General features: G+C 41.1%; 32 protein-coding genes and 1 other annotated feature. Of the genes, 29 read left to right on the top strand and 3 right to left on the bottom strand.

Annotated features, from left to right (window positions below):
* Positions 1-23: 23 nt before the first annotated feature.
* The 16 genes from AN619_RS10430 (at position 24) to rpsI (ending at position 9,763) form a co-directional block, all read left to right on the top strand.
* Entirely contained in the window at positions 24-668 is a 645-nt protein-coding gene (locus AN619_RS10430) for an adenylate kinase (protein WP_068556737.1), read from the top strand.
* A 4-nt stretch (positions 669-672) separates the two neighbouring features.
* A complete protein-coding gene (gene map, locus AN619_RS10425) occupies positions 673-1,419 on the top strand; it encodes a type I methionyl aminopeptidase (protein WP_068556735.1) in 747 nt (248 codons plus the stop codon).
* 22 nt (positions 1,420-1,441) lie between these two features.
* Positions 1,442-1,720, top strand: coding sequence for a KOW domain-containing RNA-binding protein (locus AN619_RS10420; protein ID WP_068556734.1), 279 nt, complete (start codon positions 1,442-1,444; stop codon positions 1,718-1,720).
* A gap of 27 nt (positions 1,721-1,747) precedes the next feature.
* Positions 1,748-1,966 carry a translation initiation factor IF-1 gene (gene infA / locus AN619_RS10415; RefSeq protein ID WP_068556732.1) on the top strand — a complete coding sequence of 73 codons (219 nt, stop codon included), beginning with the start codon at positions 1,748-1,750 and terminating at the stop codon, positions 1,964-1,966.
* A gap of 16 nt (positions 1,967-1,982) precedes the next feature.
* Positions 1,983-2,096 (top strand): 50S ribosomal protein L36, encoded by a 114-nt coding sequence (gene rpmJ, locus AN619_RS10410; RefSeq protein WP_025434559.1) that lies wholly within the window; start codon positions 1,983-1,985, stop codon positions 2,094-2,096.
* A 309-nt stretch (positions 2,097-2,405) separates the two neighbouring features.
* Complete coding sequence (gene rpsM, locus AN619_RS10405) at positions 2,406-2,777, top strand: 30S ribosomal protein S13 (RefSeq protein WP_068556730.1); 372 nt, start codon at positions 2,406-2,408, stop codon at positions 2,775-2,777.
* Between the two features lie 20 nt (positions 2,778-2,797).
* Positions 2,798-3,199: a 30S ribosomal protein S11 gene (gene rpsK, locus AN619_RS10400; protein WP_068556728.1), complete on the top strand. Its 402-nt coding sequence runs from the start codon at positions 2,798-2,800 to the stop codon at positions 3,197-3,199.
* A gap of 24 nt (positions 3,200-3,223) precedes the next feature.
* Positions 3,224-3,844 (top strand): 30S ribosomal protein S4, encoded by a 621-nt coding sequence (rpsD, locus tag AN619_RS10395; RefSeq protein ID WP_068556726.1) that lies wholly within the window; start codon positions 3,224-3,226, stop codon positions 3,842-3,844.
* 79 nt (positions 3,845-3,923) lie between these two features.
* Positions 3,924-4,871: a DNA-directed RNA polymerase subunit alpha gene (locus AN619_RS10390; protein WP_068556723.1), complete on the top strand. Its 948-nt coding sequence runs from the start codon at positions 3,924-3,926 to the stop codon at positions 4,869-4,871.
* A 24-nt stretch (positions 4,872-4,895) separates the two neighbouring features.
* Positions 4,896-5,237 (top strand): 50S ribosomal protein L17, encoded by a 342-nt coding sequence (rplQ, locus tag AN619_RS10385; RefSeq protein WP_068556721.1) that lies wholly within the window; start codon positions 4,896-4,898, stop codon positions 5,235-5,237.
* A gap of 300 nt (positions 5,238-5,537) precedes the next feature.
* The gene (locus AN619_RS10380; protein ID WP_068556719.1) at positions 5,538-6,377 is read left to right on the top strand and encodes an energy-coupling factor transporter ATPase; all 840 of its coding nucleotides are present in this window, start codon (positions 5,538-5,540) and stop codon (positions 6,375-6,377) included.
* A complete protein-coding gene (locus AN619_RS10375) occupies positions 6,362-7,216 on the top strand; it encodes an energy-coupling factor transporter ATPase (RefSeq protein ID WP_068556718.1) in 855 nt (284 codons plus the stop codon). Before AN619_RS10380 ends, AN619_RS10375 begins: the two co-directional genes overlap by 16 nt.
* Before the next feature lies 1 nt (position 7,217).
* A complete protein-coding gene (locus AN619_RS10370) occupies positions 7,218-8,012 on the top strand; it encodes an energy-coupling factor transporter transmembrane component T family protein (RefSeq protein ID WP_068556717.1) in 795 nt (264 codons plus the stop codon).
* Positions 8,013-8,027: 15 nt separating this feature from the next.
* On the top strand, positions 8,028-8,771 hold the full coding sequence (gene truA, locus AN619_RS10365; protein ID WP_068556715.1) for a tRNA pseudouridine(38-40) synthase TruA: 744 nt from the start codon (positions 8,028-8,030) through the stop codon (positions 8,769-8,771).
* A gap of 145 nt (positions 8,772-8,916) precedes the next feature.
* Positions 8,917-9,345, top strand: a complete 429-nt coding sequence (rplM, locus tag AN619_RS10360; protein WP_068556713.1) for a 50S ribosomal protein L13 — start codon at positions 8,917-8,919, stop codon at positions 9,343-9,345.
* 25 nt (positions 9,346-9,370) lie between these two features.
* Complete coding sequence (gene rpsI, locus AN619_RS10355; protein ID WP_068556711.1) at positions 9,371-9,763, top strand: 30S ribosomal protein S9; 393 nt, start codon at positions 9,371-9,373, stop codon at positions 9,761-9,763.
* A 51-nt stretch (positions 9,764-9,814) separates the two neighbouring features.
* Here rpsI and AN619_RS10350 read toward each other — a convergent pair whose 3' ends face one another.
* Both AN619_RS10350 and AN619_RS15655 read right to left on the bottom strand, forming a co-directional pair.
* Entirely contained in the window at positions 9,815-10,252 is a 438-nt protein-coding gene (locus AN619_RS10350; protein WP_068556709.1) for a DUF2383 domain-containing protein, read from the bottom strand.
* 86 nt (positions 10,253-10,338) lie between these two features.
* Positions 10,339-10,494 (bottom strand): aspartyl-phosphate phosphatase Spo0E family protein, encoded by a 156-nt coding sequence (locus tag AN619_RS15655; protein ID WP_083525087.1) that lies wholly within the window; start codon positions 10,492-10,494, stop codon positions 10,339-10,341.
* 280 nt (positions 10,495-10,774) lie between these two features.
* Between AN619_RS15655 and AN619_RS10345 the strand changes: the two genes are divergently transcribed.
* The 12 genes from AN619_RS10345 to AN619_RS10290 all read left to right on the top strand — a co-directional run bounded on the left by AN619_RS10345 (position 10,775) and on the right by AN619_RS10290 (position 22,094).
* The gene (locus AN619_RS10345; RefSeq protein WP_068556707.1) at positions 10,775-11,104 is read left to right on the top strand and encodes a MazG-like family protein; all 330 of its coding nucleotides are present in this window, start codon (positions 10,775-10,777) and stop codon (positions 11,102-11,104) included.
* 72 nt (positions 11,105-11,176) lie between these two features.
* Entirely contained in the window at positions 11,177-12,328 is a 1,152-nt protein-coding gene (locus AN619_RS10340) for a hypothetical protein (RefSeq protein WP_068556704.1), read from the top strand.
* Positions 12,329-12,416: 88 nt separating this feature from the next.
* Entirely contained in the window at positions 12,417-13,127 is a 711-nt protein-coding gene (cwlD, locus tag AN619_RS10335; protein WP_068556702.1) for an N-acetylmuramoyl-L-alanine amidase CwlD, read from the top strand.
* A 5-nt stretch (positions 13,128-13,132) separates the two neighbouring features.
* Positions 13,133-13,414, top strand: coding sequence for a hypothetical protein (locus tag AN619_RS10330; protein ID WP_068556700.1), 282 nt, complete (start codon positions 13,133-13,135; stop codon positions 13,412-13,414).
* Between the two features lie 272 nt (positions 13,415-13,686).
* Complete coding sequence (locus AN619_RS10325) at positions 13,687-14,031, top strand: hypothetical protein (protein WP_068556699.1); 345 nt, start codon at positions 13,687-13,689, stop codon at positions 14,029-14,031.
* Positions 14,032-14,111: 80 nt separating this feature from the next.
* Positions 14,112-14,368, top strand: a binding site (T-box leader).
* Between the two features lie 115 nt (positions 14,369-14,483).
* A complete protein-coding gene (gene asnA / locus AN619_RS10320) occupies positions 14,484-15,506 on the top strand; it encodes an aspartate--ammonia ligase (protein WP_330382071.1) in 1,023 nt (340 codons plus the stop codon).
* A gap of 168 nt (positions 15,507-15,674) precedes the next feature.
* Positions 15,675-17,225, top strand: a complete 1,551-nt coding sequence (locus tag AN619_RS10315; RefSeq protein ID WP_068556695.1) for a spore germination protein — start codon at positions 15,675-15,677, stop codon at positions 17,223-17,225.
* A gap of 4 nt (positions 17,226-17,229) precedes the next feature.
* Positions 17,230-18,399, top strand: coding sequence for a Ger(x)C family spore germination protein (locus AN619_RS10310; RefSeq protein WP_068556693.1), 1,170 nt, complete (start codon positions 17,230-17,232; stop codon positions 18,397-18,399).
* Positions 18,400-18,402: 3 nt separating this feature from the next.
* Complete coding sequence (locus AN619_RS10305) at positions 18,403-18,618, top strand: hypothetical protein (protein ID WP_068556691.1); 216 nt, start codon at positions 18,403-18,405, stop codon at positions 18,616-18,618.
* Positions 18,619-18,624: 6 nt separating this feature from the next.
* Entirely contained in the window at positions 18,625-19,770 is a 1,146-nt protein-coding gene (locus AN619_RS10300) for a Ger(x)C family spore germination protein (RefSeq protein ID WP_083525086.1), read from the top strand.
* 30 nt (positions 19,771-19,800) lie between these two features.
* Positions 19,801-20,907, top strand: coding sequence for a GerAB/ArcD/ProY family transporter (locus AN619_RS10295; protein WP_068556687.1), 1,107 nt, complete (start codon positions 19,801-19,803; stop codon positions 20,905-20,907).
* A gap of 98 nt (positions 20,908-21,005) precedes the next feature.
* The gene (locus tag AN619_RS10290; RefSeq protein ID WP_068556685.1) at positions 21,006-22,094 is read left to right on the top strand and encodes a GerAB/ArcD/ProY family transporter; all 1,089 of its coding nucleotides are present in this window, start codon (positions 21,006-21,008) and stop codon (positions 22,092-22,094) included.
* Positions 22,095-22,124: 30 nt separating this feature from the next.
* On the opposite strand, the gene AN619_RS10285 is transcribed toward AN619_RS10290, so the two are convergent.
* Complete coding sequence (locus AN619_RS10285; protein ID WP_068556683.1) at positions 22,125-23,411, bottom strand: glycoside hydrolase family 18 protein; 1,287 nt, start codon at positions 23,409-23,411, stop codon at positions 22,125-22,127.
* A gap of 253 nt (positions 23,412-23,664) precedes the next feature.
* Here AN619_RS10285 and AN619_RS10280 point away from each other — a divergent pair.
* The coding region (locus tag AN619_RS10280; RefSeq protein WP_068556680.1) for an IS110 family transposase at positions 23,665-24,566 on the top strand (902 nt) is incomplete at its 3' end.

The raw sequence follows: 24,566 nt of genomic DNA, 5'->3' as shown, positions 1-24,566 counted from the left end.
CATAATCTAGGAGATGGTATTTAATGAGATTAATCTTATTAGGACCTCCGGGAGCAGGGAAAGGAACACAAGCTGCAGGAATTGTGGAGAGATACAATATTCCTCATATTTCAACAGGGGATATTTTTCGAAAGAATATTCAAGAAGGTACAACATTGGGCAAGAAGGCAAAGGAATATATGGATCAAGGTCTCCTAGTACCGGATGATGTGGTAGTAGCGATCGTGGAAGAGCGATTAAAGGAAGCAGATTGTGCGAAGGGTTTTCTGCTGGATGGATTCCCTAGAACCGTTAAGCAGGCTGAAGCATTGGATGAAGCATTGGCTGGCATGAATGCAAGTCTTGATAAGGCAATCAATGTGACAGTGGATAAAAATGTTTTGATTGAGAGAGCCGTAGGCAGGAGGATCTGCAAAGCATGCGGGGCAACCTATCACATCAAGTTTCATCCTCCATCAAAGGACGGCATATGTGACAAATGTGGGGGTAGCTTGTATCAAAGAGCTGATGATAACGAAGAGACAGTTACAAAAAGAATTGAAGTATATCTAAAGGAAACGCAGCCGCTGATCGATTATTATAAGCAAAGAAATATTCTCGTGACCATCGATGGAGAACAAGATATATCCAAAGTATTTGAAGATATTGTGGCTGCCTTGGGAGCGTAGGCCAATGATTATTCTTAAGTCAAACAAGGAAGTTGAATATATGCGGGAAGCAGGCAAAATTGTAGCCTATGTTCATGAAGTACTAAAAGATGCAGTCAAACCAGGGATCACGACAAAGGAATTAGATGAAATTGCTGAACGGGAAATATTAAGGCATAAAGCGATACCGGCTTTTAAGGGATACCACGGGTTTCCTGCAAGCATATGTACCTCTGTCAATGAGGAAGTAGTTCACGGAATACCGGGATTAAAAACATTAAAAGATGGCGATATTATTAGTATAGATATCGGTGCGGTTTATCATGGATATTATGGGGATGCGGCCAAAACCCATCCTGTAGGACAGGTGAGCGAAGAAGCCTTGAAGCTGATTGAAGTAACAAGGCAAAGTTTTTATGAGGGATTGAAATTTTGCAGGGAAGGGAACCGTCTATCGGATATTTCCCATGCAATTCAGACCCATGTGGAAAGCAACGGTTTTTCTGTTGTCAGAGACTTCGTAGGTCACGGAATCGGCCAGAAGATGCATGAAGACCCTCAGATCCCCAACTTTGGCCCGCCGGGAAAGGGCCCAAGGCTGATGGAGGGAATGGTATTGGCCATCGAGCCCATGGTAAACATGGGAACTTATAACGTAAAGACATTGCTGGATAACTGGACAGTTGTGACAATGGACGGTAAAATGTCGGCCCATTATGAGCATACAGTAGCGATCACAAAAGATGAACCGGTGATTCTGACAAATCTTTAGATTAGATAAAGAGGTGAAGCAGGTGGATACAACCCTTGAGGTATCAATTGGCCAAGTTGTAAAGTCCAAAGCAGGCAGAGACAAGGATCGGGTTTTTATTGTAATTGGTATCGTAGACCATCAATATGTTTTGATTGCTGACGGAGATTTGAGGAAAGCAGATAAGCCAAAGAAAAAAAAAGTTCGACATTTGGCCAAATATAATATTATCTCCGAAGAAGTGAAACAGCAGATCAAAAACAAAGGAAAGATTAGCAATTTACTTCTTAGGCGTGAACTGGAAAAACTGGGGCTTAGTTAACCCAGGAATAGGAGGTCTGATTTCCGAATGGCAAAGGATGATGTGATTGAGGTACAGGGAATAGTTGTTGAAGCCCTGCCGAATGCCATGTTTAAAGTAAAATTAGAAAATGGCCATGAGATATTGGCCCATATTTCCGGTAAGCTTAGAATGAATTTCATTCGGATATTGCCTGGTGATAAAGTGACATTAGAATTATCACCTTATGATTTGACCAGAGGCAGAATAACTTGGCGCGGTAAGTGATTAAGGAGGGATAACAGTGAAGGTTAGACCATCAGTGAAACCAATATGTGAAAAATGCAAGATCATCAAACGAAAAGGAAGAGTCATGGTGATCTGCGAAAATCCTAAGCATAAGCAAAAGCAAGGTTAAGCTGGCTTCTCTGAAAAAAAGCTGGTATTTTACAATGCAATTTAGTATAATTAAAAGTTGTGTATATTAGTAAATAAGGCGCGGCTGGGTTAATGCCTTTATGGACATTAATCTACTTATTACTAATAAGAATATATACTATATTTTTGATAGGGGACGGGAGATTATAGTTCCTCCACAGGCAGTGGAGCATTTTGTAATTCCTGCAACCCACGAAAGCAAAATCTTCTATGGAAAACTTTATAGAGGATTTTGTGCGGATTTTCATTAGGATATCAAGGCGTAAAGTTTAGGAGGTGTAAGATAAAAATGGCTAGAATCGCAGGCGTTGACTTACCAAGAGAGAAAAGGGTAGAAATAGGCTTAACATATATTTTTGGTATCGGAAGAAAAACATCCAACATAATTTTGGAAAAAGCAGGTATCAATCCTGATACAAGGGTAAGAGACCTTACAGAGGAAGAAGTAGGTAAGCTAAGACAAATTATCGACAATGAGTATAAGGTAGAAGGAGATCTTCGACGTGAAATCGCTTTAAACATTAAGCGATTAAAAGAAATCGGCTGTTATAGAGGTATTCGTCATAGAAGAAACTTGCCGGTAAGAGGTCAAAGAACAAAGACAAACGCTAGAACAAGAAAAGGACCTAGAAAGACTGTTGGCCGTAAGAAAAAGAAATAGATAAAGGAGGGTAAAGGCATATGGTAGCGAAAAAGGCAGTAAAAAAAGTTCGTAAGAGAAGACGCGAACGTAAAAATATAGAACGTGGGCAAGCTCATATTCAGTCAACTTTTAACAATACAATTGTTACCCTTACTGACTTACAAGGCAATGCGATTTCATGGGCAAGTGCCGGTGCGCTTGGCTTTAAGGGTTCAAGAAAATCTACTCCATTTGCTGCCCAGATGGCAGCAGAAACGGCAGCAAAGGCTGCAATGGAACACGGGTTAAGAACGGTAGAAGTATATGTGAAGGGACCAGGAGCTGGTCGTGAAGCGGCAATCAGATCATTACAGGCGGCAGGCTTAGAGATCAACCTGATCAAAGACGTTACACCGGTGCCCCATAATGGTTGCAGACCGCCAAAGCGCAGAAGAGTTTAATTAGGATTAGGAGGTGTAAGGATAATGGCAAGATATACGGGACCAGTTTGTAGACTTTGTCGTCGAGAAGGACAAAAGTTATACTTAAAGGGCGAAAGATGCTATACAGATAAATGTGCAATTGCAAGAAGAGGATATGCACCCGGACAGCACGGGCAAAATAGAAAGAAGCTTTCTAACTATGGACTTCAACTAAGAGAAAAGCAAAAAGCAAAGAGATTCTATGGCATACTCGAAACCCAATTCAGACACTTATTTGAAAGGGCAGAAAAAATGCCAGGCATTACGGGTGAAAACTTGTTAAGGCTGTTGGAAATGAGACTAGATAACGTAGTATACAGAATGGGTTTTGCTGCATCCAGGAAAGAAGCTAGACAATTGGTAAGACACGGACATTTTAGTGTAAACGGCAATAAAGTGGATATTCCATCTTACTTGGTTTCTGTGGGCGACGCAATCAAAGTAAGGGAAAAGAGTATGAGCTCAGTGAAGTTTAAGGAAAGAGCAGAAATTGCTGTAAATGTGCCAAATTGGGTGCAAGTAAACTATGAAAATCTAGAGGGCAAAGTGGTTTCACTTCCGACAAGAGAAGATATTGATATACCAATCGCTGAGCATTTAATTGTAGAGTTGTATTCCAGATAATATATAGGCTAGTGATAGTTTTAGAATCAGTTACCCTCATGAAGTTATAGATAGAAAATTTATAAGGAGGGTCAAGTTAATGATAGAAATCGAAAAGCCAAAAATAGAATGTGTAGAGTTAAGTCCGGACAATACTTATGGGAAATTTGTGGTGGAACCCCTCGAGAGAGGTTATGGGATTACATTAGGCAACAGCTTGCGCAGGATACTTCTTTCCTCTTTACCCGGTGTAGCAGTGACATCTGTCAAAATTGAAGGTGTACTTCATGAGTTTTCAACGGTTCCCGGAGTAAAAGAGGACGTAGCGGAAATTATCCTGAATTTAAAAAGCTTATCTGCCAAAATGCATGCAGATGGACCGAAAATTGTTCGGATTGATGCAAAGGGACCCGGAAAGGTTACGGCAGGAGATATCATTGCAGATGCCGATGTGGAGATATTAAACCCTGATTTGCATATCGCCACCCTTGAGGATGATGCAAAACTTGTGATGGAAATCTCCTTAAACAGAGGCAGAGGATATGTGCCTGCAGAAAATAATAAAACAGAGCATATGCCGATTGCTATCATTCCTGTGGACTCTATCTACACACCCGTTAATAAAGTAAGTTATTATGTTGAAAATACAAGGGTCGGGCAGGTTACGGATTATGATAAGCTTACGTTAGAGATATGGACAGACGGAAGTATTAAGCCCGATGAAGCAGCTTCCCTCGGAGCAAAGATTATGAATGAACATTTAAATTTATTCATTAATCTGACTAGCCATATTGACAATGTAGAAATTATGGTAGAAAAAGAAGAAGATAAGAAAGAAAAAGTATTGGAAATGACCATAGAAGAGCTTGATCTTTCTGTCAGATCCTACAACTGTCTAAAGAGAGCAGGAATTAATACTGTGCAGGAACTGACACAGAAAACAGAAGAAGATATGATGAAAGTAAGAAATCTAGGTAAAAAATCCCTTGAAGAAGTACAACAGAAGCTTCAGGAACTTGGCTTAGACTTAAAACCTAGTGATGAGTAAAATAGGTCAAAAGGAGGGAAAGACATGGCAGGACATCGTAAATTAGGCCGTCCCACAGATCACAGAAATTTAATGCTGAGAAATCTTGTTACAAGTCTGTTAAGAGAAGGACGAATTCAAACTACTGAAATGAGGGCAAAAGAAACCCGCAAGATGGCTGAAAAAATGATTACCCTTGCAAAAAGAGGAGATCTTCATGCCAGACGACAAGTATTGGCGTATGTATTTGATGAGACAGTAGTGAAGAACCTATTTGATGAAATTGCACCCAAATACAAAGAAAGAAATGGTGGCTATACAAGAATCATGAAGCTGGGACCTCGCAGAGGAGATGCAGCGGAAATGGTTATATTAGAGCTGGTGTAATGCAGAACAGGGATTAAGTGGCAAGCTTAGTCCCTTTATTATAACACATAGCAAATGATGCACTTTCATAAATTGCAGATAAGTTATAATTTCCCTCATGTATTTCCATAGAGTCTTCCCTTAAATCTTCTAACGGAAGACTTTGTTCTAATTCATGGGAAATGTAGGGGAATACCTTTAGCTGGCAGCAGATAACTAACAACAAGGTAATCACTATACAAAAATTTCTTCTTCAAGAAAAGCATCGATGAACTTTTCGAATTGTATGTTTATATAGGTCATAATGTGAGGGCAGATGGAATGGAAAATATCATAGAAATCAAAGATTTGGTTTATGTGTATAAAAGCGAAGAAAATGAAAAAGTGACGGCTTTAAAGAAAATATCCCTCAGTATAAGGCAAGGGGAATTCGTTGTGGTGATTGGGCATAACGGATCAGGGAAGTCAACGATGGCAAAGCATATCAATGCCCTTTTGCTTCCAAGCGGGGGGAAGGTCTATGTGAGCGGACTCGATACTGCCGATGAGAAAAATGTTTGGGATATCCGGCAAACGGCGGGGATGGTTTTTCAAAATCCTGACAACCAGATCGTAGCTACCGTTGTGGAGGAAGATATTGCCTTTGGACCTGAAAACCTGGGAATTCCACCCAAGGAGATAAGGATTCGGGTAGATGAAGCCCTTCGTTCTGTTGGAATGACTGAACATAGGAAAAAAGGACCCCATCTTTTGTCCGGTGGGCAAAAACAGAGAATTGCTATTGCAGGGATTATTGCCATGCGGCCCAAATGCATTATTTTAGATGAACCAACGGCCATGCTGGACCCTTCCGGCCGGAGGGAAGTCATGGACACAATTCAACGATTAAATAGAGAAGAAGGTATCACAATTGTCCATATTACCCATTTTATGGACGAGGCTGTCAATGCCGATCGTGTCATCGTTATGGAAAATGGCAACATTGTCTTGGAGGGGAAACCCAGGGAGGTTTTCACCCAGGTGGATACCTTAAAAAAACTTGGATTGGATGTGCCGCAGGTGACAGAATTAGCCCATCAGCTTATCAAGAGCGGATTAAATGTCCCTGGGGATATACTTACAGTGGATGAGATGGTGATACACTTATGTCAATTGTTATAGAAGATTTAACCCATGTTTATAATCCTGGCAGTCCTTTTGAAACGGTAGCCCTTGATCATATCAATCTGGAGATAGGGACAGGAGAATTTATTGGACTTATCGGCCATACGGGGTCAGGGAAATCTACATTGATCCAGCATTTTAACGGTTTGTTAAAGCCCACTTCTGGCAAAATTCTCATGAATGGTCTTGATATTACCGGAAAGGATGTAAAGTTGCGGGAGGTCCGGCAGAAGGTGGGACTTGTTTTTCAGTATCCGGAGCATCAGTTATTTGAAGAAACTGTTTATAAGGATGTGGCCTTTGGCCCCATGAACTTAGGCTTATCCGAAGAAGAAATCCATCGACGGGTAACGGAAGCCATGGAATTGGTAGGGCTGTCCTTTGCCGACGTCAAGGATCGATCTCCCTTTGAGTTGAGTGGAGGGCAAAGACGCAGGGTGGCCATTGCAGGCGTGCTGGCCATGAAACCCGAGGTGCTCATTTTGGATGAGCCTACCGCAGGATTGGATCCTAGGGGCAGGGACGAGATATTGGATCAAATCAAGAATCTCCATAAAAAATATCAAATGACCATTATTCTGGTTTCCCACAGCATGGAGGATATTGCAAGATTGGTAGACCGGATTATTGTTATGCATCAGGGGAAGGCAGCATTGACGGGAGCACCCAGGGAAGTCTTTAAACATGTTGAATTGTTGGAGAGTATAGGTCTTGCTGTTCCACAGATTACTTACCTGATGAGAAAGTTGAAAAATTTGGGGCAACCCGTACGGGAAGACCTTTTGACCATCGAAGAGGCAAAACAAGAAATACTAAACTGGCTAAGGAGAAAATGATATGCTTAGGGATATTACAATTGGACAATACTATCCGGTAGATTCAATTATTCATCGTTTAGATCCAAGGGTAAAAATTGTGGCTACCTTTGTATATATCACTGCCTTGTTCCTAGTAAAAAATTTTGTGGCCTATGGCTACGTGCTCCTTTTCTTGACAGTTTCGGTACTTCTCTCAAAAGTACCTTTCCCCTTTATGGTAAGAGGATTGAAGCCATTATTTTTGATTATTATCTTAACCTTTGGCATCAATATATTCATGACCAAAGGAGAAATTATTTATCAGCTGGGGCCTTTGGATGTTACAAAGGAAGGTGTGATACAGGCGGTTTTTATGGGTATACGACTGATCCTGTTGATCATTGGGACATCGATGCTGACATTGACCACATCTCCTATCCAATTAACGGATGGTATTGAAAAGTTGTTGGATCCTTTGAAACGTTTTGGGGTGCCCGCCCATGAGCTGGCCATGATGATGACCATTGCCCTAAGATTTATTCCAACCCTATTGGAGGAAACCGATAAGATCATGAAGGCCCAAATGGCAAGGGGGGCTGATTTTGAAAGTGGAAATATTATCAACCGGGCCAAAAGTTTGGTACCTCTGCTGGTACCCCTGTTTATCAGTGCTTTCAGGAGGGCCGACGAATTGGCCATGGCCATGGAAGCCAGATGTTACCGTGGTGGGGAAAATCGCACTAGAATGAAGGAACTATCTTTTCATGGCAGGGATATGGCAGCCTTTCTTTTGGTGACAGTCCTATTGGTTGCTGTAGTCATAGACCGATTCTAAAGGATAGGTGATTCCATGAAAAACGTAAAACTGACAATTGAATATGACGGAACAGGATTTCATGGATGGCAAAGGCAAGAAAAAGAGAGAACGGTACAGGAAGAAATTGAAAAGGCCTTGAGCAAGATAATCAAGAAAAAGATAGTTGTTCATGGCTCTGGGAGAACAGATGCTGGGGTCCATGCCATGGGACAAGTAGCCAATTTTGTGGAGACTTTCAGCATCCCCGTGGAAAAGATTCCCTTGGCCGCAAATGCCCTTCTTCCTGATGATGTTGCCATCAAGGAAGCGGTAGAGGTAGACATGAAATTTCATGCCCGATATTCTGCAACGGGCAAAAAATATATTTATAAAATCTACAACAGCAGCCTTAGGAGTCCTCTTTATAGGAATTATGCATATTTTGTGCCTAATGTGCTGCATATGGAAGCAATCAAAGAGGCCAGCAAGTTTTTTTGGGGAGAGCATGATTTTTATGCCTTTATGGCATCAGGCAGCAATGTGAAGGATACAGTAAGGAGAATAGATTCCCTTCATGTATACCGGGAAGGGGAGATAATGACAATAGAAGTAGCAGGGAACGGTTTTTTATACAATATGGTACGCATTATCGCAGGAACACTGGTAGATGTAGGAAAAGGCAAAATATTATCGAAAGATATTCCACAGATTATTCTTTCAAAAGATAGAACACGGGCAGGCCATACAGCACCCCCCCAAGGCTTGTATTTAGCGGAAGTGTTTTATGAAAAAAACTGAAATATTCCTTGACACACACGGCAACATGTATTAGAATAGTAAAAGAGTTTGCATATGAAAAAATCCACTAGCCCCGGGTTTTTTTGAGATATAGAGATGCGTGAAATGATGATTCTGAAATGCAGTGATAGGGAGGTAAAAATATATGAAATCTTTCGTTGCGAAGCCACGTGAAATTGAAAGAAAATGGTATGTGGTTGATGCAGAAGGAAAAACGCTAGGTCGTTTGGCTACTGAAGTTGCATCAATCTTAAGAGGGAAAAAGAAACCGATTTATACGCCCCATGTGGATACAGGTGATTATGTCATTGTAATTAATGCAGATAAGGTTGAGTTTACAGGGAAAAAGTTAGATCAAAAACTGTATAGACATCACTCCGGACATCCTGGCGGATTGAAAGAAATGACAGCCAGAGAGTTAATGGCAAAGAAGCCGACAAAAGCTGTGGAATTGGCTGTAAAGGGTATGCTGCCAAAGAACAGTTTGGGAAGAAAAATGTTCAAAAAATTAAAAGTATACGCTGGTGCTGAGCACAATCATCAAGCTCAGAAGCCTGAAGTTCTTGACATATAGAACTGTATAGGGAGGAGGAAATTCGATGGCTAGAGTACAATACTATGGAACAGGCAGAAGAAAAACTTCCGTGGCAAGGGTAAGGTTGGTTCCGGGAGAAGGAAGAATTACCATCAATGGACGAGATATAGATAATTACTGTGACTATGAAACTCTGAAAAGAGAAATCAGAATGCCCCTGGTGCTTACTGAAACAGAAGGCAAATTCGATGTAATTGCCAAGGTTGAGGGCGGCGGATTTACAGGACAGGCAGGTGCTTTAAGACACGGGATTGCCAGAGCATTATTAAAAGCAGATGAAGAGCTTAGACCGATTTTGAAGAAGGCCGGCTTTTTAACAAGGGACCCAAGAATGAAGGAAAGAAAGAAATACGGTTTAAAGGCTGCAAGACGTGCGCCACAATTCTCAAAGAGATAATATTCTCTATATATCAAAAAACACCGATGGCTATCGGTGTTTTTTTGATGCTTATTGATATCTGACGGAAAGCTCCCTCAATCTTGCTGTATTGGTGCGATCACGTCTCAATATATCCTCTACGATGACGGCACTTTCTTGGTCCAGATTTCCTTTTGCTGCTTCTTGGGCAGCTTGAATCCCTTTATCTTCAGCCTCTGCCAGTGTGTTGATGATATACTGAGGGTGATGCCGGAGGGATGTTTTTATTTTTAGCATTGTTTCCGCCATAAGGCCGGCAAAACCCTGACTTTCTTGGGGATGACCACCAAGTTGAATAATACGGTCAGATAGTCTCATGGCATTTTCTTTATGGATCCGCTGCATTTGATAGAATTCGTTTTTTAGGGAGGAATCCTCCAGTATGCCCAATATGTCATCAAAGGCATGAATGGCCATGTGTTCACCTTTCAAGATTGTGTTTAAGGTTTTTATATTCCCGTTATCCATGATACAGCCTCCTTTTTCTTCATCTACTATTAGTTTGCTGCAAAGGTAAATAGATATACATGAGGCTGATCCGGAGAAGATCTATTTTAATTGACACGCATATAGGCTGCGATAAGTTCATCAAGTTCTTGGCTGCATTCGAGAATAGAACAGGCCAATAGATTATAATTATTTCCTTTGATAAGCATTTCAAGTTGTGTATGCAATGCTTCAATTTTTTTCTTTAGTTCATTGTTCGACATTTTATTTTCCCCCTTTCAAAAAATGACAAAAAACTCAAAAAGGCTCTTGGACTGCCAAGAGATGCTGTCAAGTTAAGTAATATTATGACAAAAATGTAAAAAATATCAATATCCATAATACTATTATAGGACAGGGAAGAAAAAAAAACAAGGGAAAAAAATGAAAAGAAGAAAAAACTTTATCAAAAATAAAAAGGATTTTTTTTATAACACATTTAAATATAATAAGATAAGAAAAAAAGTTTATCACATAAAAATCAAATAAAAAGGAGAATATGCAATGGATCGATATACAGAATTCAAGCAAATTAGCTTACCAAAGTTGAATAATCTGCAACCGGGGCTGGAATCAACCTGTTTAAAGCTCATGGAAGAAGCAGGAGAATTGGCCCAAGCTATTGGCAAATTCAGAGGATTAAACGGGGAAAAAGTAAACTTGGAAGATCGAGAAGTGGTGGAGAGAATCAGCAAGGAATTGTTGGACGTAGCCCAAGTGGCTGTTTCTATGATGTTTGTTTTGGAAGAAAAATACGGAATCAATATTAAGGAAAAAGTGGATGAACATGTGCAAAAACTGATTGCAAAAGGATATATTAAGGTTCAAGAATAAAATGTGTAGCGGAAAAAGGCAGGCGATAATCTAAGGGGTGGGCAATTGACATATCGTGGTAAGGAGAAGATTATGAGAAAATGGAAATGCTCTCTTTTCGTGGTGCTATGCATGACATTGTTGTGGCCTGGAAGCTGCAGCAAGGAAGAAGAAAAAGCCAAAAGGGAAATCATTGATTTGATTAAGTACCAGGAAAAATTGGTCAATGAAAAAAAAGTGGACGAATATGTAAGTACTTTGTCATGGAAAAGTCCTGAGTATGTGGCGGAAAAGAAAAGCTGGATGCGGGACATAAAAAACAATGATATTCAAGGGTATACCTTAGCAGTGGAAAAAATTGAAATCGTTGATCAGCAGGTAGCCTATGTGGATATCATTCAAAACTACCACTTTCAAAACAAGAACTATCAAATGAGGTATCCCTTGGTAGTTATGAAGGAAAGGGGAAGCTGGAAGGATGGAGATTTAAAATTTAATAGTATCTATACAGAGCATTTTGAAATCAAATATTTTGATTCTTCCAAAAAGTATGCGAAAAAAATCCGCACTGTATGTGAGGAGGCCTATGAGAACGTAAAGGAAAGATACGGGGAGGCTGTGGAGGGAATTACAGTTATCAAGTTGTATAAAGACAAGGAGATGTTGCGCCAATCGGTGAAGTTGTCCTTTGGCTGGCAGTTTGCAGGATGGTATGAATATCCGGAATCTATTAAAACTACAGAATTTGAAGATGCCCAACAATATAGGGAAATTCTTGAACATGAATTGATCCATAAGCTGACTATCAAAAAGTCAAATAATAATCTGCCCTATTGGTTTGCGGAAGGATTGGCCATGTATTTCAGCAATTTTGAAAATCAACCGGAGATATATAGTACCAAAACATATTATGTCAATAGCTATAGGGATCACTGGATGAATATTGAGCAACTTGAAAAATTGAATTTGGAAGCAATGGAAAGGGAAGAGGAAATTTCAAATTATTATGATGGGTCCGGAATGATTGTAAAATTTATGATTGAAACCTATGGACTGAATGCGGTGAAAAAAATTGTAGAAGTGTTGGGGCAATACGATTATCAAGAAGGAACAGGTGCCGAGGTAGATAGGATATCTGTGAAAAGATTTCACCAAGTAGTGCCAAAGGTCCTGGGAATCTCTGTAGATGAATTAGATGGGGCATGGGAAAAGTATTTGAAGGAACCATTGGACAACGGGAGATAAAGAATCCTGTTGTTTTTGCTTTTTCTCCTCTCATATATTTTTTTCTATTGAATATGAATAAATAGGAAAAAAGGAGGGGACGGTTTCGATGGGAATGGTGATGGCCCGAAAAAAATGGTTTTTGGTATGGATCTTTCTCATGATAAGCGTCGGTATTTTGTATCACTGGTATCATGATATATTGGAAACTTCTACACTGCCTACGACCAATAAGGTAATCGTTGTGGATGCCGGGCATGGAGGCATTGATGGCGGTGCCGTTGGAAAAAGTGGCATACTGGAAAGCCATGTGAACTTAGAAATTGCATTGAGGTTGAGAAAGCTTTTAGAACAGAGCGGCGCTTTAGTAATTCTTACCAGAGATGCAGATATAGGGCTATATTCGGATTCAGGAAGGATTCGAGATAAAAAAAATGAGGATTTAAAAAACAGGAAGAAAATCATGGATGAAAGCGATGCCGATATTTTTGTTTCTATCCATCTCAACAGTTTTCCTCAGCCCCAGTATTATGGTGCTCAGACTTTCTATCCACAAAATTCTGAAAAGAGCAAGATGTTGGCGGAATTTATTCAAGAGGAACTGATCCGTGTCTTGAACAATGGAAATACAAGGAAATCAAAGTTAAAGAGCGATGTATATCTCATGCAAGAAAGTAGCATACCTTTAGTATTGGTAGAGTGCGGTTTTTTATCGAATCCTATGGAGGAGCGGCTACTGCAGGAGCCAAAATATCAGGAAAAGGTGGCGTGGAGTATCTATATAGGGATTTTGAGGTATTTTCATGAAGTAGAAGGATAGAAATTTTGCGAGAGAACATATGGGAAAAACCAAGGAGGAATGAAGATAGGAAGAATATTGGCGTCATATTTAACCCCTATCCGACGATTCTATGGAATGGCAAAGTGGAAGAAAATTCTATAGATCAGTGCGATGCGAAAAAATATGGTGTAATTGTAACCAGTGGAAGAAGATCAGGCTTGCTGCTGTCGAATTTGGAAAATATAAGAACAGCTCAGGGTTGTTTTGCAAAAAAAAAACGGGCATTTCATCCCATGAAAGAGATGACCTTCAGTGATTTGAAGTAGAAAGACATAAATAAACTGTGGATAAATTGTGAATAAATATTTTAATAATACTGAAAAACCGGTCAAATCAAAGAATTGAAGGAAGAAAAATTATCCACATACTTATCCATAGGTTGCTTTTATTTTATGGGGAGCATCTGTGGACAAGATCATAGGGCGAATAGCCAATGGTCCAAATAACGGTTTTTTAGGAAAACAAACTTATCAACAAAACTTATCCACATGAGTAGAATTATGTGGATAAGTTAAAAAAAGAAAGGATTATGTAAAGGATGCAGGAAAGAGAAGTCATGTATGATGGGAAAATGGATAAAGGGTATGGAAAATATGAAGAGAAGATGATGGTTGTATTGATTTTGGATCTTATGGTTGGCCATCTGCTTTATCCTGCAGTCCATTGTACTAGAAGGATATTTCAACGGCATATAATGAATTATCCAAGGTTGGTCGGGAGGGGAATGGGTATGAAGAAATGGCTGTTATGGACAATTATTTGTATTTTGTGTGTATCAATCTTGCTTTATGTGGGCAGATTTTTTTCCTATAGGGGAAATAAGGTGAAGTTCGGCGAAAAAAAGATGCATTATATTTATACAGGAAATGTAGATTATATATAAAAAATAATAAATATGCAGGCGGCTATTGACAGTAAGAAAAGTATGTTTTATAATCGTTTAAAATAGCATAAATATTCAAGATAAAGACGAGGAAGAGAAGAGTAGATGTAGGATGTAGTTTCAGCGAGTTGGTGATAGTGGGAGACCAATACGAAGCCTATATTGAAGAACATCTCGGAGTTGCTAACCGAAATCTGGTAGGAAAGTAGGCTTAGACGGAGCCAAACCGTTATCCTTTGGACAGTATCGCAGTATGTCACGTACTTCCGTACTGATACAAGTGAGCCTTTGTGCTAATGAGGGTGGTACCGCGGAAGCAAAGCCTTTCGTCCCTTTGTAGGGATGAAGGGCTCTTTTTTTTATATATTTTGCCTATCTATTCAGTTGCAACAAATTCCATGGCCATGGAGAATTTTGCAAAACTGAGAAAATTATTCTAGGAGGAATGAATGATGAAAAGCTTGGAGAAAGCATTGATTATACCGAAAGCCTATAAACCTATCTTAGGAATAAGAGAAACAGAGATTGCGATCAAACAATTAAAGGACTTCTTTGAAACGGCTTTGTCAAAAAAATTAAATCTTACCAGAGTATCTGCTCCTTTATTTGTTCAGCCGGAATCAGGGACCAATGACAATTTAAACGGTGTAGAACGTCCTGTGGTCTTTGATGTGAAAGGCATAGGGGGAAAAGAGGTGGAAATTGTTCATTCCCTTGCAAAGTGGAAACGCATGGCGCTGTATCGGTATGGCTTCCAAACAGGGGAAGGATTATATACCGATATGAATGCCATCCGCAGGGATGAGGAACTGGATAACCTCCATTCCATCTATGTGGACCAATGGGATTGGGAGCGAGTGCTCCATAAGGAAGAAAGAACGGTGGATACTTTAAAAACTATTGTGGGCAAGATTTACAACGTGTTCAAGGAGACAGAAGATTATGTGACAAAACTATATCCTGTCTTCAAAAAATTCCTGCCGGAAGAAATTAGTTTTATTACCACCCAGGAATTGGAGGATAGGTATCCCCTGCTTACACCAAAGGAAAGGGAGGATGCCATTGCCAGGGAAAAAGGCGCTGTATTTATCATGCAGATCGGACATGAGTTAAAATCAGGAATCAAGCATGACGGGAGAGCCCCTGATTATGATGATTGGACATTAAATGGCGATATCATCTTCTGGTATCCTGTTCTGGAAATGGCTTTTGAGCTGTCTTCTATGGGAATCCGTGTTGATGAAGGAGCCCTCCAGAGGCAATTAAAGCTAGCAGCATGTGAAGACCGGAAAGAATTCACCTTTCACCGGTTGTTGCTGGAAGGAAAGCTTCCCTATACCATCGGGGGAGGAATAGGTCAGTCGAGGATCTGTATGTTTTTTCTACAAAAGGCCCACATTGGAGAAGTACAGGCCTCCGTATGGCCACAGGAAATGGTGCAAGCCTGCGAGGAAGCCGGTATATTGCTTTTATAGCCCATGTCTTTCAAAGAGAATCCCCAGTAAGCAGCAGGGATTCTCTTTTTTGATTCTCCAAGAATAAAAAACATAGAATGATTCATACTAGTAGATACCAGCAAATAAAATGATTGCATTCAAACAGATATGACGTGGTGACCACAACAAATAATAAAGGATGTTGTTATGTTTAGAAGAAGGCAAAAGAACAAGATGTTTGACGAAGGGAAAGAGGAAAAGGGAAATAGGAATAAGGAATTGAAATTAATGAAATCTTTACAAGGGAATGCAGCACTGTTTCAGGAAATATTTTGTCATGATGACACCATTATTTTTAGAAGCTTTGAAATTGGTTCTTTGGAGAAAAAATGCATAGTGATCTATGAAGATGGAATGGTCGATGCAGAAAGAATCAATGAAAACATTCTTGGACCAATGATGAATTGTAATGGAGAAAAGTTCAGCAAGCATCCTACATTGGAGCAGTTAGTGGAGAGAGTGATCCAAATCGATGAAGTAAAAAAGACTGGAGATATCGATATGCTGGTAGGAGCTATTCTGTATGGAGATACGGTTTTATTGGTTGATGGCGTAGCGGAGGCACTCATCATCAACACAAAGGGTTGGCAGGGTAGAGCTGTAGAATCGCCGGAATCTGAGGTCATTATTAAAGGCCCTAGGGAAGGATTTGTGGAGACTCTTCTGGTGAATATATCCTTAATCCGTCGAAGAGTCCGCAGTGCCGACCTGAAATTTAAATTGAAAGAATTGGGAATCAGAACCAAAACAAGAATATGTATTTGCTATATAGAAGGATTGGTAAATCCAAAGATATTGGCGGAGCTGGAAAATAGGATCAATGGCATTGAGATAGACGGTATACTGGGTTCTAACTATATTGAAGAATTTATTATGGATTCTCCTTTTTCACCCTTTCGGACCATTGGCTATACAGAAAGGCCCGATGTAGTGGTAGGAAATTTATTGGAAGGCAGAATTGCTGTTTTATGTGATGGAACACCCTCCGTCATTGTTCTTCCCCATTTATTTTTGGAATATTTTCAATCCAGTGAAGACTATTATGAAAGCTATATCTATGCTTCCATCAACCGCTTGCTGCGATATTTGGCCTTTTTCTTGTCTACGAGTGTACCGGCAATCTATGTTGCTTTGACGACTTTCCATCAGGAAATGATTCCGACGCCGCTACTTTTAAGCATCTCGGCTGCACGGGAAGGGGTTCCTTTTCCCACCATTGTGGAAGCCATCCTGATGCTCCTTGCCTTTGAAATCTTGAGGGAGGGAGGCGTCAGATTACCCACACCTTATGGTTCTACTATCAGCTTTGTAGGGGCTTTGATTTTGGGACAGGCGGCGGTAGAGGCCCGTCTGGTAAGTGCACCGATTGTCATTGTGGCTGCTCTTACAGGAATATCAAATTTCTTAATGCCGAAGCTAATCGGTGCATTGATTGTAGTCAGGACAATTTTTTTATTGCTGTCGGCCTTTCTAGGTCTTTACGGCTATATTTTCGGTGTGATTGGCTTATTTATTCATCTGATGTCCATGCGCTCCTTTGGCATCCCCTATATGACAGAGTTTAGTTCTTTCGACCCCCAGGATCTGAAGGATACTGCCATCCGGGCTCCTTGGTGGTATATGCGCTACAGACCAAAGCTGATTGGAAGAAAAAATCCAGCCAGGATGAAAAAATACATCCCTATGGAGAAGAGGTAAGAAGATGAGGTACAGAAAAGATGTTTCTTTCTTTTGTATCATTTGCATCAGTAGCTTATTTTTAGGGGGATGCTGGAATTACAAGGAAATTAGTGAGAAGGCCGTTGTCATAGCTGTAGCCGTTGACTATGACGAGGAAAAAGATGAGATTGTTATGTCTGCGGAAATTGCCAGCCCTATGCAAAGAAAGGATGAAATGATGGTAGATTCGGAGGTTATCACCTCCAATGGGAAGAATTTCTTTGACGCCGTCAGAAATAGCATAGGAAGAATAGGGAAAAGAATGTTTTGGAGCCATGCCAAGGTACTTATCATCGGTGAAACCTTGGTTTCCCATGAAGATAAGTTCATCAGTGTGCTGGATTGGTTTAAAAGAGATCATGAGGTACGGGATGATATTTGGCTTTTGTATTCAAAAGAGAAAACGGCCAAAGAAATATTCATGAAAACAGACGAAAAACTATACAAAGTGGTGGGGTTATACTTGGAGGATATGCTGCGAAACAGAAAAAATATTTCTAAGTATCCCAGTGTCCCCTTATACAAGTTTGTGGATGATCTAGCCAATGAAGGAATATCTCCTACACTGCCTACGGTGGAGTTAAGGAGGAATAAAGGACAGATCAAAAGTGAATTGACAGGAACGGCTGTTTTTCAAGGGAGCAAACTAGTGGGCTGGTTAAATCCTATGGAAACCAGAGCCTATTTGTTTGTAATTGATCAACTGGAAGGGGGCGTGATGGTGATTCAGGATCAGTGGAATCAAATGCCCATCCGGGCAACCCTGGAAGTCTTCCAGAGCAAGACCAAGGTTCAACCGGTGCTGGAGAATGATATACCAATAATAAAGATAGACATCAAAACTACAGTCAATATTGCGGAAATAGATACAGAAATCGATATATTTAGCGAAGAAAACCGGATGAAATTTAAGCGTCAAGCAGAAAGAAAAATGGAAAGAGAGATCCAATCGGTAATTCAAAAAGTACAAAAGGACTATCAAAGTGACATCTTCGGATTTGGAGCCACTATTCAAAGAGAGGAACCGAAACAATGGGAAAAACTTCAGCCCCACTGGGATACGCTTTTTCCCCGGCTCAGGACAGAGGTAAATGTGGAATTAGACATTCGAGGAAGTGCACTGCGATCAAAATCCATTCGGGTGGAGGATTAGGTCATGGTGATCTTAGTGATTCTATTTTATCTTATCATAGGTATCATAGAAATTATGCCCTTGATGGGAAAGAAACAAAAAAAAGAGCTGGTGCTCTATGGTGTTCTCTATGGAATTGCTTTTGTTACCAGCATCCTCCTAAGTTTAGGGGTAGATATTCCCAGTCCGGCAAAACCTATTGAAAATATAGTTATTGCTATTATGGGAAAGCAGCGGTAGAAAAAAATGAAAAGAAGTATCTTTATTTTTTTGATCCTTTACTGCTTATTTTTCACGGGATGCTGGAATTACAGAGAGATTAATGAGATGCAGCTGGTAACGGCAGCTGCAATAGATTATGATGGCGGAAATGACAAATATTTTGTAACAGTGGAGGTGTTTAATCCTCAACATATGGGGAGCCATGACAGCGGAGGATTGCTCTACAGTACAGGAGAATCGGTGTTTGATTGTTTCAGGAACTTAATTCTCCGCAGTGGCAGAAGATTGTATTGGGGACACACGGAGATCTTTATTGTCAGCAGGGAAGTTGCAGAAAGAAGCCTGTTGCCAATTCTCGATATTCTTTTTCGAGATGCAGAGGTCAGGGATGATATGCTCATTTTTGTGGCGGAGGAAGATAATGCTTCCGATATACTCAGATTGGGCAGGCATAAACTCCATGGATTGGCTGGATTTCACATAGAAGATGTTATTAAGGCTGAAAGCAGCATTTCAAAGTATCGCAGGATGCCCGCCTGGAAATTTATACAAAGTATGTATGCCCAAGGACCGGCGTCTACCTTGCCATTGATCAAACTGGATAGATCAGGGGAAAAAGAAATACCAAAGGTAGGGGGTACCGCTGTATTTGAAGGGGACAAACTGGTGGGAACCCTTGATGAAACAGAAACGAGAAGTTTGTTATGGATTTTGGATGAACTAAAGGGAGGTGTATTTGTTGTTCCTGTGAAAGATGGAGGGAAGGCAGAGGAAGTGACTTTAGAAATATTTGAGAGCAAGACAGACACAAAGGCTGTCTACGCAGGCAATCAAGTGACCATGAAGATCCATGTGGAAACGACGGTAAATATCGAGGAAATCGGGGGGACTACCGATTATATGGACGAGAAAAAAATGATGCACTTAAAAAAAGACGGGGAAGCAAGGATAGAAAAGGAAATCAAAAATGTCATCGGCAAAGTACAGCGGGAATTTGCCGCAGATGTATTTAAATTTAGTACAGTCATTCAAGATGAAATGCCAAAGGTATGGCGGGAGATAGAACCGAATTGGCACGAAACTTTCAAGAAGCTGCCTGTCAATGTACAGGTTACTCTAAAGATACGGGGCAGTGCTCTTATGGGGAAGCCCATAAAAATCAGCCGGTGAGGACGGATACCAAAAAAGGAGGTGCTGATATTGACAAAAGAGGTGATATCCGACAAACAAGGGATCAGTTTGGTCATTTTATTCATTATGGGGAGTACCCTTGTCCTCGGAACGGGGGCAGAGGCAGGAAAAGATTCCTGGCTGGCAATTCTAGTGGCGGCGGCCTTTGCATGTCCCGTGGTCCTGATGTATAGCAGATTGTTGGCCCTTTCTCCAGGCAAAGATTTATTTTACATATCAGAGTGGGTTTTGGGCAGGATGCTGGGAAAAGGAATTGGCTTGCTCTATATATGGTTTGCCTTTCATCTGGGTGCCTTGGTTATCAGAAATTTTGGAGAGTTTATCAATACCATATCCCTCCCAGAGACCCCCAAGATCATCCCCATGACCGGTTTGGTTCTGCTATGCCTCTGGGCTGTAAAAAGCGGCATAGAAGTATTGGGAAGATGGGGAGAATTAGGATTGATCGTATTGCTGATATTGATATTCTTAACAATTGGATTATTGGTTCCCAAAATGGATTGGCGAAATATTCAGCCCTTCCTACAAAAAGGTTTCAAACCCATAGGCAAAGGGGCACTGGCGGTGTTTTCCTTCCCTTTTGCAGAAACGGTTGTATTTGCTGGGGTTTTTAGTGTTTTGCAAAGAAAAAATTCCATCTATCGAGTATATCTCTGGGGGCTGTTATTGGGTGCCGCTATTGTGTGGGCAACGGCTTTTACAGAGATATTGGTGTTGGGAGAAGGAGAATATACTACCATACTTTTTCCTGCCCATAGTACTGTCAGAAGGATCAATATTCGAAATTTTATTCAAAGGCTGGAGATTATTCCTGCCATTGCTTTTCTGGGGGGAGGATTTATTAAAGTCAGTATTTGTCTTTTCAGCGCTTGCTACGGGATTGCAAGAGTATGCAACTATGAGGATTATCGAATCGTTGCTTCTCCCGTTGCCCTACTGATGTTGAATTTGTCCCATTGGATTTATGACAGTACCATGGAGATGTTTGATTGGGCCTTTCAAGTATGGCCTTATTATGCATTTTTCTTTCAGGTAATTCTGCCTGCCATCCTCCTGGTTGCGGGGGAAATAAAAAATCGCCAAGGAAAAGGTGCTGGAAAAAATTATGATGGATAGGGAATTTATTTCCCACACACTAGGTGCCATGCCCATACGCATCTTGATTGATGCAGGAATGAAGAAAAAGAAAATAGGGCAAGGGAGAGGAAAAGAGCATGGATAAAGAAATGATTGCAGACAAGCAGGGGATTGCATTAGTAATTCTCTTTGTAGCAGGAACATCCACAGCCTGGCCTACAGCCACAGCAGCAGGAAGGGATATTTGGCTGGCTATTTTAGCAGCAATCCTTGGCGCTTGTTTTATCGTGTCCATTTATTCTAGGATTCTATCTTTATATCACGGGAAGGATCTTTTTGATATTTTGGAACTTCTGTTAGGGAAATTCCTTGGCAGGGGGGTGAGTCTGCTATTTATATGGTTTGCCTTTCATATGGGGGCCCTTGTCATCATGGGCTATGGAGATTTTTTGATTACCGTATCACTGCCTGAAACGCCAAGATTAGTTCCTATGATATTGATTGCATTGCTTGCCATCTGGGGGGTGAAGGAAGGACTTGAGGTGTTGGGCAGATGGGCCAAGCTATTTCTCATGTTGAATATACCCATGCCTATTGTAACCATATTGATGCTGATCCCTCAAATGGAGTTGAGCAATATCCGGCCCGTGCTTTATGATGGTTTAGCACCTGTAATTCGGGGGGCTGTGGATGCTTTTGCTTTTCCCTTTGCTGAAACGGTTGTATTTATGATGGTTTTGTCTTCTGTAAAAGAAAAAAAATCACCCTATAGGATATATCTTATGGGTCTTTTCTTTGGGGGATTATTGACCTTTAGCGTAAGTTTGACGGAAATGCTTGTGCTGGGGCCTGATATCCATGCCGCTTCATTTTTTCCCTCCCATACTGCCGTGACCAAAATTAACATTGCAGGCCTTATACATCGTCTGGAGCTTATTTCCATTATTTCAACCTATACGGCCGCCTTTGTGAAACTCAGCATATGCCTGTTGGCGGCAGCAAAAGGGCTGGCAAAGATTTTTCAATTTGCCGATTATCGATTTTTCGTATCGCCTTTGGGACTTTCCATGCTGAATTTTGCGTATATTATTCACGGAAACATTTTAGAATCAAGGCAATGGAGCACCCGGATATGGCCCTACTATGCCTTCCCTTTTCAAGTGGCTTTGCCCCTATTGATTTTGGGAATTGCTGAAATAAAAAGGAAAGTGCAAGAATCCAGATAAAAGAGTCCTTCTCCTCTGAGAAGGACTCTTTTATCTGACTCTTTTTCGAACAATAAAATTGTCCTGGATAAGAAGCCAGTTCTGGGGAAAATCGTGGCCTAATACCCAGTAGAAGAAACCTCGAATGCCCAATTCTTTGACCAGTTGAAACTTTGCCTGGATACTCCTGGCATCTTCAAACCAGACTTTATGCTCTCTGCCTTGTTCATCGAAATAATTGAAATGAGGTGCTTGAGCTACAGGATCATATTGAATGACTGCACCGTATCTGGCAGCCAGCGCAATGGCCTGTTGAGGGCTAATCGATCTGGCCCACCTGCCACCGGGCACATAGGGAAGGGTCCAATCATAGCCGTACAATGGAATACCCATCATGATCTTATTTCTGGGAACTACAGAGAGGGCGTATTCCATGACTTTGCGCACTTGGTCAATAGGAGATACAGCCATGGGGGGGCCGCCGGACCATCCCCATTCATAGGTCATAAAAAAGATAAAATCTACAATCTGGCCATGGGCACGGTAATCATGTCCCTCATAGAGGACGCCCACTTGGCTTTCCGACAGCTTTGGGGCCAAGGCGGAGGAAATAAAATAGCCTTTTTCCTTTAGCTTGGTTCTGGCTTTTCTTAAAAATTGATTATACCTTTCACGGTTTTGAGGGCCCAGATATTCAAAGTCAAAATCTAAGCCTAGGTAGCCTTTTTCTTCCATGATTTGAATGGCTGCATCTAAAACTTTGTCTTGTAAGGCTTCATTGGTAAACAATGTGGTGGCCAGCTCTGTACTGAAGGTGCCTGCTTCAAAATTTGTCAGCACCATCAATGGAGCTACCCGATTGCCATAGGCGGCTTGGATAGAGGGTTGGTCTATGACGGGTGTCAATGTTCCGTCCCGGTTGACGGCGTAGCTGAAAATATTAAGAAAAGTAAGATTTTCTCCTACACTGTCTACTATTTGTGGAGAGGCTTCCCCCGTAATTCTGGGATCGATATATGCGGCTATATCCACTGTAGGACGGGGTGCCGGGGGCAAATACAGTCGCAATCCTGCAGGAATCTGACTTGGATCGGCAATTTGATTAATCCTGATAATTTCAGCAATAGGAACATTGTATTGGCGGCTGATGCCATACAAGCTTTCACCGGGCCGTACCCAATGATACCTGCCCCAAATAGGAATGACAAGGGATTGACCTACTACAAGGCGATTGGGGCTGGGAATCTGGTTTGCACGAACCAATAGGTCTACGGGAACGTTGTATAATTGGGAAATTCTCCATAGGCTGTCGCCGGGACTGATTACATGGATTTGCAATTTTTTACACCTCCCTTTCAAGAAATCTCTTGCTTCAATATATGCATAGAAAGGATGGAAAGTGATATGAAGATGAAGAAATTCCCTGACAAAGAGAAAAAATTTTATTATAGATGAACAATTTTGAAACTTTATATGGAGCATTCCTGTAATAAACAAAAATGAACTTTGAAAAAATGAGCACCTCACGGTAGAATTGGGATGTGCAAACAACCACGAAAGCACAAATCCAAAACTACAGGAGGTACTTGACATGAAGTATAACCAGAATGCAAAGATTTTGCAAGTAACAAATGAAACTTTGATTGTCGGAGTAGACATAGCGAGCGAGACTCACTATGCCCGAGCCTTCGATAACCGGGGTTTGGAAATTGGGAAGTTACTCAAATTCAGCAATGATTTCGAAGGCTTCAAACAGTTTGCAGCCTGGGTCAGGGCTATCGGAGAAAAAAACAACAAAAATAAGGTCATGGTAGGCATGGAGCCGACAGGTCATTACTGGTTTAACTTCGCTCAGCAACTTAAGGATCAGAGCATGAAGATAGTGCTGGTGAATCCGTTTCACGTTAAAAGGAGCAAGGAACTGGATGATAACAATCCGACCAAGAATGACCGAAAGGACCCCAAAACCATAGCCATGCTGGTCAAAGATGGCAGGTACATGGAGCCGTACATTCCGGAAGGGATATACAATGAACTAAGGACAGCCATGGAAACACGCTGGCAGATTGTAAAGCATTTGAACACAATCCGCAACCGGGTAAAACGATGGCTAAGCATATACTTTCCGGAGTTTAGCCAAGTGTTTGGAGACTGGGAAGGCAAGGCAGCGCTGATAGTGTTACGGGATTTTCCCACACCGGCGAAGATAATAGCAAAAGGCATAGATGGTATTGTTGGCCGCTGGAAACAAGACAAAATTAGAGCAGTAGGCAGTAAGCGAGCACTAGGCTTGCTGGAGGCAGCCAGAACCTCTGTGGGGGTTAGAGAAGGCATCAGGGCAGCGGAAAATGACCTGATGATTCTGCTGGAGAGCTATGAGATGTATATGCAGCAGTACGAAAGGACCATGAGCCTGGTGGAGGAAATAGCAAGCCAAATACCAGGCTTGGAAGAGATGCTAAAGATCAAAGGAGTAGGCCTGATTACTGCAGC

This window comes from Thermotalea metallivorans, from assembly GCF_001562415.1.
GTDB lineage: Bacteria > Bacillota > Clostridia > Peptostreptococcales > Thermotaleaceae > Thermotalea > Thermotalea metallivorans.
This window is presented reverse-complemented; position numbering and strand designations above follow the sequence as displayed.